The following is a 15,652-nucleotide window of genomic DNA, read 5'->3' on the forward strand; positions in this document are numbered from 1 at the left end:
AGGCGGGCGGGCGCACCGCATCATCGTCGCCGTCCACCCCAGCGTCGGACAGGAGACCGGCGACCCCTCCGTGGGGTGACGGCGGCGCTGTCGGTACCGCCTGGCATGCTGCGGGGAACATGACGCAGATCCCCGCGGAGAACCTCTCGCAGCCATGGCCGGACGGCGCGCGCCCCGATCCTCCCCTGATCGGCGGCGAGCGCGAGATCCTCACCTCCTATCTCGACTGGCATCGTGAGACGTTCGCGCTGAAGTGCTCCGGCATCGAGCCGGGGAGGCTGTCGGAGCGGAGCGTCCCGCCCTCCTCACTGAGCCTGCACGGCCTGGTCCGCCATCTCGCCGGCGTCGAGCGGTGGTGGTTCCGTGTGCAGTTCGCCGGCGAGGACGTCCCGCTCCTCTATTACTCCGACGACGACCCCGAGCAGGACTTCGCGTCCCTGGACGGCGACGTCGGCGAGGCGCTCGCGACCTGGCGGGCCGAGTGCGAGCACTCCCGGCGCATCGTCGCCGATGCCTCGCTCGACGACACCGGGACGCGGCTGTCCACCGGAGAGCCCATCGCCCTGCGCCGCATCCTGGTCAGCATGATCGCCGAGTACGCGCGGCACAACGGCCACGCCGACCTGCTGCGCGAACGGCTCGACGGCGCCACCGGCTACTGAACGCCCACGCGGCGAGCCGCCGCGTGGGAACCGGAGCCGGGGCGCGGCCATGACGCGCCGCCGACAACTCAATTACTCTTGACAAATTTTGTTTTCGGTGACACCGTTGGCGGTGCGTGGGGAGGCGCTCCGGCCGGACAGCCCGGGCGCCGCCGCAACCGGGAACCGCATCCACCCATCCGATCCGGATGACGTCCATGGGAAGAGTGATCACCATGCAGAAGGTCACGTCGGCCGACGGCACCACCATCGCCTACGACCGCTCCGGGACCGGGCCGGCCGTCATCCTGGTCGGCGGCGGCTTCGCCGAGCGGACCAACCCGATCTTCACCGAGCTCGCCGAAGCGCTGTCGTCCCGGTTCACCGTGTTCAACTACGACCGCCGCGGGCGGGGCGACAGCGGTGACACCGAGCCCTACGCCGTCCAGCGCGAGATCGAGGACATCGACGCCCTGATCGCCGAGGCGGGCGGCTCCGCCCTGGTCTTCGGCGGTTCCTCGGGCGCGTCCCTCGCCCTGGAGGCGGCGTACGCCGGCTCGGCGATCAGCAAGGTCGTCGCGTACGAGCCGCCGTACGTCACCGACGGCTCCCGCCCGGCGCTGCCGAGCGAGGAGGAGATCACCGCCCTGGTGCGGGCCGGCCGGCGCGGCGACGCGGTCGAGCTGTTCATGGTCAAGGGCGCCGACGTCCCCGCCGAGATGCTCGGCCAGATGCGCGGGCAGCCGTTCTGGGCCGACATGGAGGCGATCGCGCACACCCTGGCCTACGAGGCCGCGATCGTCGGCCCCGGGCCGGTCCCGGCCGAGCGGTTCGCCGCCCTCTCCGTTCCCGTCCTGGTGCTGGCCGGCGCCGAGAGCCCCGCACGCATGCAGGACGCCGCGCGCGCCGTGGACGCCGCCCTGCCCGACTCGCGGCTCAAGGTGCTGGACGGCATGGCGCACGGCCAGGTCGACACCAAGGTCCTCGCCGCCGAGCTCGCGGCCTTCTTCACGGACTGACCCGAGATGCCCGGAGGGGCGGCGTTCACCCCCCATGCCGCCCCTCCACCATGCCGATGGTGCGGCCGAGCCGGCGAGCAACCTCCCCGGGCTGACCGGGACGGAGAGCGGCACGACGCCACCCGCCGGGGGCCCGCGTTCCGCCGGCCCCGTTGCCGCCGGCCGCGCGGGCGGCGGTGAGGGGAGTCAGAAGAGGGTCAGCGGCTCGGCGGGCTCGACCGGCAGCGGCTCGGGCAGCGGCTCGACCTCGGGCAGCCGGGCCCGCACCTCGTCGTGGAAGCGGCGGGCGAGCGCCGGCGCCTCGGCGTTGTCGGGGGTGTGCACGAACACCGTCGGCGAGCGCCCCTCGTGCAGCCAGTCGACGACCGTGCCGACCCACGGCCGCCAGCCCTCCACCGTGGCCTCGACGTCGTCGCGGCCCAGATAGCGGACGATGGGCCGGTCGGTCAGCGCCGACGACCGGCGCGGCATCCGAGGCTTCTTGGTCCACGCGTCCCGCTCGGCGTCGCTGGTGGGCGGGGTGCGGAACAGCACGGTGGTGTCGAACGGCACCCACTCGGCGCCGGCCCCGGCCAGCACCCGCTCCAGCAGCCCTGCGGCCCGCGTGTCCTCGAAGAACGCGCGGTGGCGCACCTCGACGGCGTACCGCTGCTCGCGCGGCAGCCCGCGCAGGAAGGCCGCCAGGACCCCGAGATCGGCCGGGGAGAACGCGGCCGGCAACTGCACCCACAGCGAGTGGATCCGCGGCCCGAGCGGCTCCATCGCGTCGAGGAAGGCGGCGAGCTCGTCGCCGGCGCCGGCCAGGCGGCGTTCGTGGGTGACGGCCTTGGGCAGTTTGACCACGAACCGGAAGCCGGGGTCGGTCTGGCCCGCCCACAACTCCACCGTGCTCCTCGCCGGAGTCGCATAGAAGGTGGTGTTGCCCTCCACCGCGTTGCACCAGCCCGCGTACGCCCGCAGGCGCTCGCCGGGCGGGAGCGGATGGGGCAGGAAGCGCCCCTGCCACGGCGCGAGCGTCCACATCGCGCACCCCACATGAAGCCGCATGGCCCCGACCCTACCCAAGCCGCCTTCACCCACCGCCGGCGTTCGCCTGGCGCGAGTACGATGCGGCGACATGACCGACACGCAGCCGGTGGTCCGCCGGGTTTCCTCGCAGATCGTCTACCGCAACCGCTGGATGACCGTGCGGGAGGACCAGATCGAGTACCCCGACGGCTCGCCCGGCCTGTACGGGTACGTCGTCCGGCCGGACTTCGTGCTGGTCATCCCGCAGGAGGGCGACGGCTTCCACATCGTGGAGGAGTACCGCTATCCGATCGGCCGCCGCTCGTGGAGCTTCCCGCAGGGCACCGCCGAGGCCGCCACCAGCGAGGACATGGCCCACCGGGAGCTGCGCGAGGAGACCGGCCTGCGCGCCGCGCACCTGCGCCACCTCGGCCGGCTGGACAACGCGCACGGCATGACCGACCAGGCCCTGGACGTGTACCTCGCCACCGGGCTCACCGAGGGCGGCAGCGAGCGCGAGCACAGCGAGCAGGACATGCGCCAGCGCTGGGTCTCCCGGGCGGAGTTCGAGCGGATGATGCTCGACGGCTCGATCACCGACTCCTCCTCGGTCGCCGCCTACACCCTGTGGGTCCTTCGCGGCCACGGCTGAGCGCAGGTTCCGCGCCGGGGAGCGGTCCCCCGCCGCTTCCCAGGTCGCTGTTGCCGCCCATGTCGCCCGGCGGTCTCTTCCGGGTGTCCAACTCGCTCAACACGCCGCAGCGACGGGCCGTGCGAGTGCTGGCCGATCTGGGCGCGGAAACCTGGCACTGGAGCGATTTCACCGAGATCCTGGACGAGTGGAACCTGCCCGCCACCCAGGCGGCCTGCCGGGCCTACGCCGGGCTCGCCCCAGCGGGCTGAGATGCCGGGCTCGGTCCGCATCCCCTTTCGTGCCGGTACAGGCAGACCGCTTCGATCCGCCCGCTCGTCCACCGGCGGGCCGGGGAACGCGTGCGCCCCCGGCTCTCGTGGGGAGAGCCGGGGGCGCGGGGTTCGCGAGACGTCAGCCGGAGCGGTCGTGACGCCGCGCAGGACGGGCGGTCACCGCTGCTTCCAGGGCTCGAAGTAGGCCACCGTCACCGCGTCCATGTCCACCTGGTCGGGCAGCGTGCCACCGGCCGCGCTGGTCCCGGTCACGAAGATGCGGACCCCGGTGCCGCCGGCCGCGTCCACGGCGAGCGAGCGCGCCGAGTCCCGCCCGCCGACCTGGCCGTCGTACCGGCCCAGCCAGACCTGCTCACCGCTCGCGGCGTCGTAGGCGATGGTCACGTAGTCCGACCCCGTGGCCGCGTCGTCGGTGCTCTCGCCGGCAACGATGATCTTGGTTCCGTCGGGGGTCGGGGCGGCCTTCCAGGCGTAGTCCTCGTTGTTCGCCTTCCCGTTGTAGCGCTGCACCCACGCCCGCCGCCCGGTGGCCGGGTCGTAGGCGATCGTGGTGTAGTCCGACCCCGTCCCCTGGCCCTCGGTGTTGCCGGTGATGTACACCCTGCCGCCGTCGGGCGCGAGGGTGACGTCGTGCGGGGTGTCGCTGCCGTGCGCCGGGCCGTCGTAGACGTCCGTCCAGAGCTCGGCCCCGGTCGTGGTGTCGTAGGCGACCATGGTCAGGTCGGTCTGCGTCCCGTCGTTCTCGGTGGAGCCTGTGACGAAGACCGCCTTGCCGTCCTTGGCGACGACCATGGCGGAGGGGATGTCGGTGCCGTTGGCCGTGCCGTTGCGGTGGACGGCCCAGAGCCGCTCGCCGGTGGCGGCGTCGTAGGCCACGGTGCCCCAGTCGGCGAGACCGGTGCCCTCAGGGCCGGAGCTCTGGCCGGTGACGAAGACCTTCGTCCCGTCCGGGCTCACCTTGACCACCCGCGCGTCGTCGGTGTCGCCGCCCGGCCCGGCGTAGGTGGACGTCCACCGGGTGGCGCCGCTGCCGGCGTCGTAGGCGATCGTGACGTAGTCGGCCAGGTTCTCGTCCACCATGGCCATGCCGGTCACGTAGACGGTCTTGCCGTCCGGCGCGACCGAGACGCCGTTGCCGAAGTCCGACCGGTTCCCCGGCCCGGTGTAGCGCCCGGTCCACAACTGCTTGCCGGTGGCGGCGTCGTAGGCGAGGGTGAGGGCGTCGGTGCCGGTGGCGGTGTCGGCGCTGGTGCCGGTGACGAACACCTTGGATCCGTCCGGGCTCACCTCGATGGCGGTGACCTCGTCCCAGCCGCCGTTGCCGATGTGGTCCTGGCTCCACAGCTCGATGCCGGTGGCCGGGTCGTAGGCGACGGTCGTCATGCTCGGCTGCAGCGCGCCGGGGCCGGAGGCGTAGCTGACGCCGGCCATGAAGGCCCGCTTGCCCTGCGGGTCGAGGGCGAGGTACTCACCGGAGTCGCTGCCGCCCGCGACGCCGTGCGCGGACGCCCACGTCTCCTGCACCGGGCGCACCAGGACGGGGACGGCGACCGTGTGGCGGCGGTCCTTCCAGACGAGCCTGCCGCCCTGGTAGGCGTTCATCGCCGCGGTGGTCCGGGTGAAGGTGACGGTGAACGACCTGGTCTGCCCGCCCTTGAGCTTGAGGCTGCTCGGCCTGACCTCGGCCTTGACGCCGGACAGTCCGGTGATGGACGGGGTGTAGGTGGCGGTCTCGTTGCCGACGTTGGTCACCGTGCGGGTGACCGTCTGGGTGCCGGTGAGCCGCCCGACCGCGATCGAGGGGACGTTCATGTCGCTCGGGTCGAGCGAGTATCCCTTCTTGGCGAGCGCGTCGCAGGTCGCGGGCTTGACGCCCCGGGTCGTCGCGCAGAGGAAGGCGATCCAGTCCCTGCCGTCGCTGTCGTAGACCAGGCCGGGGTCGGCGGCGCTGTTGGGCGTGACGTGTCCCGCGCCCGCGCCGAAGATCACCTTCGGGTCGGTGGCGGGTCCGTCCAGGACGTCGGAGCCGGTCGTCATCAGCGCCGACTTGATCGCCATGGGCGACCAGTCGGGGTGCAGGTCCTTCAGCAGCGCGGCGAGCCCCGCGACGTGCGGGGCGGCCATGGAGGTGCCGCTGAGGAAGTTGAAGTCGAGGCCACCGGCGGCGGGTGAGACCGCCGCCAGGATGTCCTGGCCGGGAGCGGTCACGTCCGGCTTGAGCAGGTCGCCGCCGCCCGCCAGGATCGGGCCGCGGGAGGAGAACTCCGCGACGTAGGGCGCCGGCACATCACCGGTGATCTTCGCCTGCTCGACGGTCGCCGTCGCGCCGGGGGTGGCGGCGTAGTCCTTGACGGCCTGCCGGTCCTTGACCGCGAGGTGCACCGTGGGCACCGCGTGCAGGTCGGCGTTGAGGGAGTTCTCGTCCACGTTGGCGAGGACCATGCCGATGCCGCCCGCCTCGGCGACGGCGGCGCTCTTGTTCACCCGCGGCGTCGTCCCGCGGTCGCACAGCACGATCTTGCCCCGCACCTTGGCCGGGTCGAGGACCGGCTTGCCGCCGTTGTCCTTGGCCGCGTAGCACAGCCCCGCGTACGAGGTGTCGGCGCCGGGCAGCGCGGCGGCGGACGCGTCGACCAGCGGCGCCGGGCCGGCCTTGGCCGCGGCGACCGAGACGCCGGTGTAGGTCGCGCCGTTGCCGAGCGCCACCGCGCCCTGGGCACCGCGGTCGTGCGTACCCGCCGCCACCGTGGTGATCCACGGCGACGGGTGCGCCACGGTGGACGCGGCCGGGCCATCGTTCCCGCCTGCGGCCGAGACGAAGACGCCCGCCTCGGCGGCCGACAGGAACGCCATCTCCACCGGGTCGAGGAAGTCGGTGCTCGTGCCCGAGACGGAGTAGTTGATGACGTCCACGCCGTCCGCCACCGCCTGGTCGATGGCGGCGACCAGGTCGGAGTTGTAGCCCTGCGCGGTGGAGGCGTCCTCGGTGGACCACAGCGCCTTGTAGGCGGCGATGCGCGCCCGCGGCGCGATGCCGCTGACCTTCCCGAACACCGAGGCCGGGCCGGTCACCTGGACGGCGTGGTCACCGGCGGCCGTGGCGGCCACGTGGGTGCCGTGCCCGTTGTAGTCGCGCGCCGACAGGAACTCCCAGGGCAGGAACTCCTTCAGCCCGGCGTCCCCGCCCCACGCCTCGTTGAAGTGCCGCGCCCCGATCAGCTTGCCGTTGCACAGCCGGGGGTTCCAGGAGGTGTCGCCGGCCGGGCCGCACGCGCCGTCGAAGCCGCGGATCGGGGGGAACGGCCTGCCCTTGGCGTCGGTACCGGCGAAGCTCTCGGCCTCCGGCCAGATGCCGCTGTCGATGACGCCGATGACCAGGCCTTCGCCCGCGCCCTTCTTGCCGTCGGGCCCGCCGAGCCGGTCCCACAGGCCGCCGGGGGCGTCCAGGCCGAGGAAGGACGGCGTCGACGACGTCGCCACCGAGACCTTCTTGTCCTCGGTGACCCCGACGACGTCCGGCATCGTCCGCAGCTCCGCGACCTGGGACTTGGTCAGCTTGGCCGCGAAGCCGTCGTAGGAGTACACGTACTCCTGCAGCTTCTTGCCGCCCACCTTCTTCAGCGCGGCGTCGTGCCGGCCCCGGAGGTGCGCGACGTACCTGGTCACGTCGCCGGAACGTGGGTCGACCTTCTCTCCCCGCACGGGCTTGGTCGCCGGCAGCCCGGCCGTGTCCCCGTCGTAGGTCACAACGGGATCCAGGGCCATTTGCACAATGTAAATTTTTTGCTCTTCCGAACCGGCCTCGGCCGACACCGGGCCGGCGGGCCAGGCGACCCCGGCCAGCATCAGCCCGGTCAGCGCCATGGCCGCCGGCAACCGCCTTCGAGCATGGCCAGGGGATTTGGACAGATCCATCGTTGCCCTCCGCGCATCGCCGCTGATCAAGCGGACGAGCGGAGAGGCTATTAAGGACCATGCGGTGCCGTGATCCGTACCGTATACGGATTTTTGGTGCGGCACTTTCCCGAAAACGGCAGGTGGAGTTCCGGTAGCCTGCTCATGGCGTAGGAGAGGGGGTGGCAAGGTTGCCCTTCGAACCGCTCCGCGCCGCCCCACCGGGTTCCCTGTCCGAGGCGCTCATCGGGCGGCGGTCCGAGCTGACCCTGCTGCGCCGGGCCATCGCCGCCCCGCCCGCGCTCGTCCTGGTCGAAGGGGAGGCGGGCATCGGCAAGAGCCGGCTGGTCGCCGAGCTCCTCGCCTCCCCCGATCTGGCATCGGCCCGCAGGCTCGTGGGCCAGTGCGAGCAGCTCCAGGAGCCCCTGCCGCTGTCCCCCGTGCTCGACGCCATCCGCAGGGCCGGCGACGACCTCGCCCAGTCTCCGCCGGTCAACCCGGTGGTGGGGGCGCTGGCGCTGCTGCTCCCCGAGATCGCCGGGCATCTCCCGCCACCGCTGCCGCCGCTGCACGACCAGCGGGCCGAACGGCACCGCGTGTTCCGGGCCGCCGTCGCCCTGCTCGACCACCTGAGCCCATCGGTGCTCGTCCTGGAGGACGTGCACTGGGCCGACGGCGGCACCCGCGACTTCCTGTCCTTCCTCGCCTCCCACCAGCCGCCGAAGCTCTCGGTGATCGTCACGCTCCGTCCTACGGCCGAGCTGCTGCCGGTCCGCGAGGCGTTCGCCCGGGCCCCGTCAGGGCCCGGGCTGCCGGTCACCCTCACCCCGCTGAGCGCGCCGGAGGTCGAGCAGCTCGCCACGGGCATCCTGAAGGCCGAGGTCCCCGCCTCGTTCACCGCTCCCCTGTACGAGAAGACCGGCGGCATCCCGTTCGTCGTCGAGGAGGTGCTGCGCACCCTGCTGGAGCGCCTGCCCGCCGACGAGATCCCCGGCCGGCCCGAGGTGCTCGCCGACCTCGCCGTGCCGACCGTGCTCCGCGACGTGGTGCTGCAACGCCTGTCCTCGCTCGGCGGCGCGGCGCGCGACATCCTCGGGGCCGCCGCCGTCATCGGCACGACGCCCGACGAGCGGGTGCTCGCCGAGGTCACCGGGCACGGCCCGGCCGAGATCGCCCAGGCCCTCACCGAGGCGCAGGCCGCCGGTCTGCTGCACGAGCAGGACGGCGAATGCCGGTTCCGGCACGCGCTGGCGCGGCAGATCGTGTACGAGTCGGTGCCGGTGGCCGGCCGGCGCTGGCTGCACCTGAAGACCGCCCAGGCCCTGGAAGGCGGCCCCGGGCCCGCCCCGGTCGCCAAGCTCGCCCACCACTTCCGGCTGGCCGGTCGCCCGGCCGAGTTCGCGCGCAACGCCGAGGCCGCCGCCGACCTGGCGCTCGCGCACGGCAACGACGCCACGGCGGCGCGCTTCCTGCTCCAGGCCCTCGATACCGATGGGCTCGCCGGGGACGCCCGCGTACGGCTGGCCATCAGGCTGGGCCGGGCCGCGGTCGACGGGCTGGCCCACGCCGAGGCCGTGCCGACCCTCGAACGCCTGCTGGCCACCGAGCCGCTGCCCGCCCACCTGCGCGGCGAGCTGCGGTTCGCCCTCGGCCGCCTGCTGCGCCAGCACGGCGCGGCGCGGGAGGGCTACCTGCAGATCGAGGGCGCACTCGACGACCTCGCCGACCGGCCGGCGCTCCTCGGCCGCGCGCTCGCCGTGCTCGCCGCGCCCGAGACCGTCGTCGACCGGCACATCACCGAGCACACCGCGCGATGCGACCAGGCCGAGGAGGTCGCGCGCCGCAGCGGCGACCCCGACGCCGGCATCGCCGTCCGCATCACCCGGGCCTCGCTGCTGCTGGAGCAGGGCGACCCGGCGAGCCTGCGGCTCATCGACGAACTGCGAGGGGACGACCGCCTGCGCGCCGCGCCGCGCGAACACGCACGCGCCTGCCTCAACTGGGCGCAGGGCGCCCTGCACATCGGCCACGTCCAGCGTGCCGAGACCCTGCTGGCCGAGGGGCGGCGGGTGGCCGGCCAGGCCGACTACCTGCGCGTGGTGGAGATCGTCGAGCTGGTGACCGCCGCCGCCGACCTCGCCGCGGGGCGCTGGGACGGGCTGGAGCCACGGCTGCGCCGCCTGAGCGGCGCCTCGGCCACCTTCGCCGCCGCGATCCTGGACGCGCGCATGCTGCGCGGCACGCTCCTCTCCGCGACCGGCCCGGCCGAGGAGGCGGCGACGCTGCTGGACGAGGTGATCTCCATCGCCGAGCGGGTCGGCGCGGTGTGGCCGCTCATCCCCGCCCGCGCGGCACTGTCCCGGCTGCTGCTCACCCTGGACGACCCGGCCGGCGCGGCCGAACAGGCCACCGCCGGGCTGGCCCGGGTGCGCGCCAAGGGCACCTGGGTGTGGGGAGCCGAGACCGTGCTGTGCCTGGTGGACGCCCTGGACGCCCTCGGCCGGGCCGCCGAAGCCGCCGAGTTGGTGGACGAGCTGGACGCGGGCCTGGCCGGAGCCGACGCCCCCGTCGCCGTCGCGGCCCTGCTGACCGCGCGCGCCGTCCTCACCCGCGGCGCGCCGGCCCTCTCGACCGCCGCGCACGAGGGGCATGGACCTCTGGCATCCGACCGGCCGATCCACGCCACACCGGAGGCGGCGGCCGACCGGCTGCTCGACGCCGCGCGCACCGTGCTGCGCGACGCCGGCCTGCGCTACCAGGAGGCCCTGGCCGGTGAACGTCTCGGCCGGTGGCGCTGCGAACGCGCAGCGCCCGGCGGGGGAGACCTGCTGGAGAGCGCGCTGCGCACGTACGGCGCGATGGGGGCGGTGCGCGACATCGCACGCGTCTGCCGGGTCATGCGGCAGAACGGCGTGCCCATCCCCTACCCGTGGCGGGGCGGGCGCCCATCCCACGGCCAGACGTTGACCTCACGGGAACACGAGGTGGCGCTGCTGGCGGCGGCGGGGAAGACCAACCAGGAGATCGCCGGCGAGCTGTTCCTGAGCAGGCGCACCATCGAGAGCCACATCTCCAGCGTGCTCCGCAAACTCGGCTACCTGTCGCGCAAGGACCTCCGCGCACTGCTGACCCCCTGACCGGCGGCACACCGATGTCCCCGGACGGCGCCCGCGCCGGGCGGGAGCCCGGATACCCAGGGCTCCCGCCCGCACACCAGAGGTGTCCGCGTTCAGCTCTGTGCGGCGAGCCGGAAGGACTGGGCGCCCGTGCCGTTGCAGGTGTACTGGACGAGCTGGACGCCGTCGGCGGTGGACGCGGCCGGGACGTCGAGGCATTTGCCGCTGTTGCGATTGACGAAGTGGTAGTAGCCGCCGCCCTCGGACACCGGCTGCCACTGCTGGTTGCCGCCACCGCCGTACGCCCAGAGCTGGATCGGCGCATTGTCCGCGGTGGACACGTCGGTCACATCGAGCACCTGGTCGACGCTCGCGCGGTTGCCGGCCCGGACGAAGCCACCGCTCGTCGGTGCGAACTGGTACTGCTGGGCGTTGGTCGCGTTGCAGGTGTACTGCTGGATGGCGGTGCCGTTGCTCGTACCCGCCGCGCGCGCGTCGACGCACTTGCCGCTGCCCTTGTTCACGACCGAGTACCACGTCGTCGGCGAGATCTCCGTGGGGGAGGTCGGGGTGGGCGACGGCGTCGGCGTGGTGCCGCCCGCGCCGGCCAGCCAGAGCAGGCCGTTGATCAGCCACTGGTTCTGCTGGGCACTGGCGAAGGTCGATGAGGTACGCGTGTTCGTGGAGTAGTTCATGGCGTTGTGCCCGAAGTTGGCGTACAGCATCTTGTACTTCTTGTTGGTCCACATGATCGGGTAGTAGCCGCTGCGCCACTGCTGGTTGGGGTCGGTGCCCACCGGGAAGCTGGCGGGGTCGATCGACGCGAGGATGTCGATGTCCGGGTTCTGCCGCAGGTCGCGGCTCCAGGAGTACCACTCGCTCACCGAGGACTGGATGGTCGCCGGCAGTCCGGTCGTGGACGGGTGCCCGCGATCTTCGATCTTCAGGGTCTCGGCGGTCGGCAGCCAGGTGTTCGTCTGGAACGCGCCCGAGCCGAGGAAGGTGTTGTGGTACCAGCTCCACGAGCCGGGGTCGGTGGTGAACGCGCTCACGTGGAAGCCCATCCAGGCCCCGCCGTTCTGCATGTAGGTCTGGAACGCGGCGCGCTGGCTCGCGGGCGGGAGGTCGTCCAGGAACATGATGACCTTGTACTGCGACAGGCCCGAAGCGCTGAGGCGGCTCCAGTCGGTCGTCGCCTCCCAGGTGAAGCCGTACTGCGCGGCGGCCGCGGGGAACCATTCCCTGGCCTCTTTGTCGAAGTCGATGTGGGCGGCGTCCCAGGTGCCGTTGTAGAAGGCGAGCACCTTGAACGGAGCGGCGGCCTGCCTGCCGGCGGCGCCGCTCGCAGGGCCGGCGGCGAAGCCCACGCAGGCCGCGACGGCGATTCCGGAGAGGGTGGCGATGATTTTGGCGAATCTTCTGGGCACGGGGATCCTTCAGCGGTGGGGGGTGGTGGCTGAATGCCGAGAGGGATGACGGCCGCCGGTGCCGTGGCCTGCCATTTCGTCCGCGCCGATGGGCGACCGCGCCTTTCCGGCCGGCATGGCGGCGGCGGGAGCCCTCGGCGCCCGAGGCTCCTTTCTTAAGAAACTTTCCTAACAAAGCCGTTGCCGCCGAGGCTACGATCAGGGTGTCCCGCTGTCAATGGCGTAGGTCAACAGGCTCGGTGTCCCTCCCCTGGTCCGGGAACGAATGCCCTGGTCATAGACTCGGGACAGTATCGGTGCGATGGCTACCCCGGCAGGGCCGAGCATGAGCACAACCCGATCGAAGTGGGGTGTCGGAAGAGGGCTGACGCCTCTCATGCTCATCGCGAGCGGCGTGCTCGCGATGCTGATGGGGCTCGTCTTCGGCACGATGCTCTGGGCGATCACCGAGATGCTGCACGCGACCGAGGCGCGGATGCACACCCGCACGACACTCGTCGAGGCCGGCCACCTCGAGACGCTCATCATCGACCTCGAAACGGGGCAGCGCGGCTTCCTCATCACCCGGCAGCAGCGCTTCCTCCAGCCATGGGAGGCCGCCCGGACGGCCTTCCCCGATCAGGCGCAGCGGTTCATGAGCCTCGCCGACACCCCCGAGCTCTGGAGACTGGCGGACGACATCCGCAACGACGGCCGGTCGTTCATCCGCGACTATTCGCTCCCCCTGGTGGACGCGGCCAAGCGCGGGGACCCCTCCGCCTGGAGCGTGGCGACGACGGCCGAGGGCAAACGGCGCGTCGACGGGCTCCGCGTCCGGTTCGACCGGTTCAACGAGGCCGCGGGATCCGAGCTCGCGGCGCGCGAACAGACCGCCGCCACCAAGGTCAGGTGGCTGATCGCCGCCGGCACCGGTGGGCTCGCGGGGTCGGCACTCCTCATCACCGCCTACACCGGGTATCTGACCCGGGCGATCATCCGGCCGGTCCGCAGGGCCGCCACCGTCGCCGCACGGCTCGCCGGCGGCGATCTCGGAGCACGGATGCCGGAGAGCGGAACCGGCGAGATCGGCGAACTCGAGGTCGCGTTCAACACCATGGGGAGATCGCTGCAGGAGAGCCGCGGGATGACCGAGGAGGCGCACATGCGCCTCAAGCTGCTGTACGACGTCAGCACGGCGGTGAGCACCAGCCTCGACGTGCGGCGGACCGCGGAGGAACTGGCGCGGGTGGTGGTCCCCGTGTTCGCCGATCTGGTCACCGTCGACCTGGCGGTGTCGGTCTTGCACGGTGACGATCAACCGCGGCGCGAGGGCGACCGACTGTGCCGGGCGGCCATCGGGCAGATCCGGGAAGGCGGCCCGTTCCACCTGCCGGGAACGCTGATCGAGTGGAACGCCGCCACCCCCCAGTCGCGTGGTTTCCGGCACGGTGTCGCGGTGATCGAGCCTGATCTGCGCGGCTCCACCACGTGGCGGTCCCAGGATCAGGAGGCCGCGGCCCGCCTGCTGGACGCCGGCTTCCATTCGCTGATCACGACTCCGCTCCGCTCCACGGAGACGCGGATGGGCGTGGTCAGCTTCTGGCGCTCCCGTCTGCCCCGGCCCTTCGGCGAGGAGGATCTGTCCTACGCGATGGAACTGGTCGCCAAGGCCGGCATCGCCATCGACAACGCTTGTCGCTACACCCGCGAACGCCGGCTGGCGCTGACGCTGCAGCGCAGTCTGCTGCCCCAGCGGTCGCCCACCCAGCCCGCGGTGGAGATCGCCTCGCGTTACCTGCCGGCGGCCGCCCAGGCAGGGGTGGGCGGCGACTGGTTCGACGTGATCCCGCTGTCCGGCTGCCGGGTCGCCCTCGTCGTCGGGGACGTCGTCGGCCACGGCATCCACGCCTCCGCCACCATGGGACGGCTGCGCACCGCCGTACGGACCCTGGCCGACGTCGACCTGCCGCCTGACGAGCTCCTCACCCACCTGGACGACCTGGTCATCCACCTCGGCACGGACGGCGAGGCCGCCGCCTCCGGCGAGCTCGGCGCAACCTGCCTGTACGCCGTCTACGATCCCATCTCGCGTTCCTGCACCATGGCCACCGCCGGCCACCCGCTGCCCGTTCTGGTCACCCCTGATAGTGCTCCGCAGCCCGTGACCGGCCCGGTCGGCCCCCCGCTCGGCGTCGGCGGCCTGCCCTTCGAACCCATCGAGCTCCACCTGATCCCGGGCAGCGTCATCGCCCTGTTCACCGACGGCCTGATCGAATCCCGGGACCGCGACATCGACCAGGGCCTCACCGAACTCCGCCATGGCCTGGCGTCGCCGGCGGCGTCGCTCGAAGACACCTGCGACATCGTGACCGGCACCCTCCTCGACGGCCGCGCGGCGGACGACGCGGCCCTGCTCCTCGCGCGTACGGAGGCGCTCTCCCCGGATCAGTTCGCCACGTGGGACCTGCCCGCCGACACCGCCCTGGTGTCCCATGCCAGAAAGCTCGCCATGGACCAACTGGTCGTGTGGGGGCTGACCGAGATGGAGTTCGTCACCGAACTCGTGGTCAGCGAGCTGGTCACCAACGCCATCCGCCACGGGGCCGCACCGATCCGGCTACGGCTGATCCGCGACCGGACGCTGATCTGCGAGGTCTCGGACGGCAGCAGCACGGCGCCGCACCTGCGCCGGGCCCGTGTCTTCGACGAGGGGGGCCGCGGGCTGCTGCTGGTCGCACAGCTCACGCAGGGCTGGGGAACGCGGCAGACCACCTCCGGCAAGACCATCTGGTGCGAACAGGCCCTGCCTCAGAGGCGTCAGAGCCCGCACGAGACATCAGGGGATCAGGCGTACAGAACGGCGTGAGCCACAGGCCTCCAAGGCAGGGAGGCCCGCGGTCCGTTTCTTCCGGAAAAATCAGGCCGTCATCGCTGAAATTTTCATCGCAGCGCATCCGGTACCGCGATGACCCACTGCCCTGGTCAGGTACGGAAGGGACCGGTGTTTCGGCAGGAGTGCACCGCGAGACGGGCGACCGAAACCTTGACAGGCCTCATCACGGTCGGATTTGCTCCGCTTCACCATCACCTCCAGCCCGCTGTGCAGAGAGGAGCGCCCCCATTCTCTCGTGTTAGCGCTAACAATCTGCCTCTAAGAGCAGTGAAAAGTCTGCGGATCGAGCCGGACCGGAAGCGTACGAGCTCGTCACTGTTCTGCGCACATCGGCCTGGTCCAGCAGGCTGAACCCGGAGTCCACCCTGCCTCCCGGCATTCGGGACGCCGACGAGCGACGAAGACGCTCGTCGGCATGTTAACGCTAACCAGCCTTCGAGCTCGCCCTGTATCCCTTCGGCAGGGAAGGCGAGCACGCTCCCACCCCCGACGAACGAGAAGCGAATGGTTTCCCCATCCATGCAGGTCAGCATTCGAACGGCAGAGGAAATGACGAGATGTTGAGGCAGAGATCCTTCTTCGGGGCCGTGGCGGCCGCGGCACTTCTCGTCCTGGCCACCGGCCACGCGGCGCTGAGTGAGGTGCGCGGCACGACCACGCGGGCCGCCGATGCGAGCGTCGCCGCGGCGACCGCCGGATGCGGCAAGACCCCCACGCTGAGAAGCGGGACGATCCAGATCACCAGCAG

General features: G+C 72.1%; 10 protein-coding genes. 7 read left to right on the forward strand and 3 right to left on the reverse strand.

The window, feature by feature from the left end:
- Nucleotides 1–119 precede the first annotated feature (119 nt).
- A complete protein-coding gene (locus tag IEY93_RS19185) occupies nt 120–662 on the forward strand; it encodes a DinB family protein (RefSeq protein ID WP_189164451.1) in 543 nt (180 codons plus the stop codon).
- Nucleotides 663–859: 197 nt separating this feature from the next.
- Nucleotides 860–1,660 (forward strand): alpha/beta fold hydrolase, encoded by an 801-nt coding sequence (locus IEY93_RS19190; RefSeq protein ID WP_229691265.1) that lies wholly within the window; start codon nt 860–862, stop codon nt 1,658–1,660.
- A gap of 186 nt (nt 1,661–1,846) precedes the next feature.
- On the opposite strand, the gene IEY93_RS19195 is transcribed toward IEY93_RS19190, so the two are convergent.
- Nucleotides 1,847–2,707, reverse strand: a complete 861-nt coding sequence (locus IEY93_RS19195; protein ID WP_189164452.1) for a DUF72 domain-containing protein — start codon at nt 2,705–2,707, stop codon at nt 1,847–1,849.
- 70 nt (nt 2,708–2,777) lie between these two features.
- On the opposite strand from IEY93_RS19195, the gene IEY93_RS19200 reads away from it, so the two are divergent.
- Both IEY93_RS19200 and IEY93_RS19205 read left to right on the forward strand, forming a co-directional pair.
- Nucleotides 2,778–3,320: an NUDIX domain-containing protein gene (locus IEY93_RS19200; RefSeq protein ID WP_189164453.1), complete on the forward strand. Its 543-nt coding sequence runs from the start codon at nt 2,778–2,780 to the stop codon at nt 3,318–3,320.
- A 59-nt stretch (nt 3,321–3,379) separates the two neighbouring features.
- Nucleotides 3,380–3,571: a hypothetical protein gene (locus tag IEY93_RS19205; RefSeq protein ID WP_189164454.1), complete on the forward strand. Its 192-nt coding sequence runs from the start codon at nt 3,380–3,382 to the stop codon at nt 3,569–3,571.
- Between the two features lie 180 nt (nt 3,572–3,751).
- Here IEY93_RS19205 and IEY93_RS19210 read toward each other — a convergent pair whose 3' ends face one another.
- Nucleotides 3,752–7,360 carry a S8 family serine peptidase gene (locus IEY93_RS19210; protein WP_189164455.1) on the reverse strand — a complete coding sequence of 1,203 codons (3,609 nt, stop codon included), beginning with the start codon at nt 7,358–7,360 and terminating at the stop codon, nt 3,752–3,754.
- A gap of 311 nt (nt 7,361–7,671) precedes the next feature.
- Between IEY93_RS19210 and IEY93_RS19215 the strand changes: the two genes are divergently transcribed.
- Nucleotides 7,672–10,626 carry a helix-turn-helix transcriptional regulator gene (locus IEY93_RS19215; protein ID WP_189164456.1) on the forward strand — a complete coding sequence of 985 codons (2,955 nt, stop codon included), beginning with the start codon at nt 7,672–7,674 and terminating at the stop codon, nt 10,624–10,626.
- 92 nt (nt 10,627–10,718) lie between these two features.
- Here IEY93_RS19215 and IEY93_RS19220 read toward each other — a convergent pair whose 3' ends face one another.
- A complete protein-coding gene (locus IEY93_RS19220) occupies nt 10,719–12,032 on the reverse strand; it encodes an RICIN domain-containing protein (protein ID WP_203968703.1) in 1,314 nt (437 codons plus the stop codon).
- A gap of 376 nt (nt 12,033–12,408) precedes the next feature.
- Here IEY93_RS19220 and IEY93_RS19225 point away from each other — a divergent pair, with 376 nt between their 5' ends.
- Nucleotides 12,409–14,877, forward strand: coding sequence for a SpoIIE family protein phosphatase (locus IEY93_RS19225; protein ID WP_189164457.1), 2,469 nt, complete (start codon nt 12,409–12,411; stop codon nt 14,875–14,877).
- A 584-nt stretch (nt 14,878–15,461) separates the two neighbouring features.
- Nucleotides 15,462–15,652 (forward strand): hypothetical protein (locus IEY93_RS19230; protein ID WP_229691266.1); only part of this gene is annotated, 191 nt, incomplete at its 3' end.

Origin of the sequence: Sphaerisporangium melleum (assembly GCF_014646695.1) — a bacterium.
Taxonomy (GTDB): Bacteria; Actinomycetota; Actinomycetes; order Streptosporangiales; family Streptosporangiaceae; genus Sphaerisporangium; species Sphaerisporangium melleum.

Excerpts from the sequence above, each read along its gene's own strand:
- IEY93_RS19200 (WP_189164453.1), top strand. The coding sequence starts at position 2,778 with ATGACCGACACGCAGCCGGTGGTCCGCCGGGTTTCCTCGCAGATCGTC.
- IEY93_RS19225 (WP_189164457.1), top strand. The coding sequence starts at position 12,409 with ATGCTCATCGCGAGCGGCGTGCTCGCGATGCTGATGGGGCTCGTCTTC.
- IEY93_RS19185 (WP_189164451.1), top strand. The coding sequence starts at position 120 with ATGACGCAGATCCCCGCGGAGAACCTCTCGCAGCCATGGCCGGACGGC.
- IEY93_RS19205 (WP_189164454.1), top strand. The coding sequence starts at position 3,380 with ATGTCGCCCGGCGGTCTCTTCCGGGTGTCCAACTCGCTCAACACGCCG.
- IEY93_RS19195 (WP_189164452.1), bottom strand. The coding sequence starts at position 2,707 with ATGCGGCTTCATGTGGGGTGCGCGATGTGGACGCTCGCGCCGTGGCAG.
- IEY93_RS19210 (WP_189164455.1), bottom strand. The coding sequence starts at position 7,360 with ATGGCCCTGGATCCCGTTGTGACCTACGACGGGGACACGGCCGGGCTG.
- IEY93_RS19190 (WP_229691265.1), top strand. The coding sequence starts at position 860 with ATGGGAAGAGTGATCACCATGCAGAAGGTCACGTCGGCCGACGGCACC.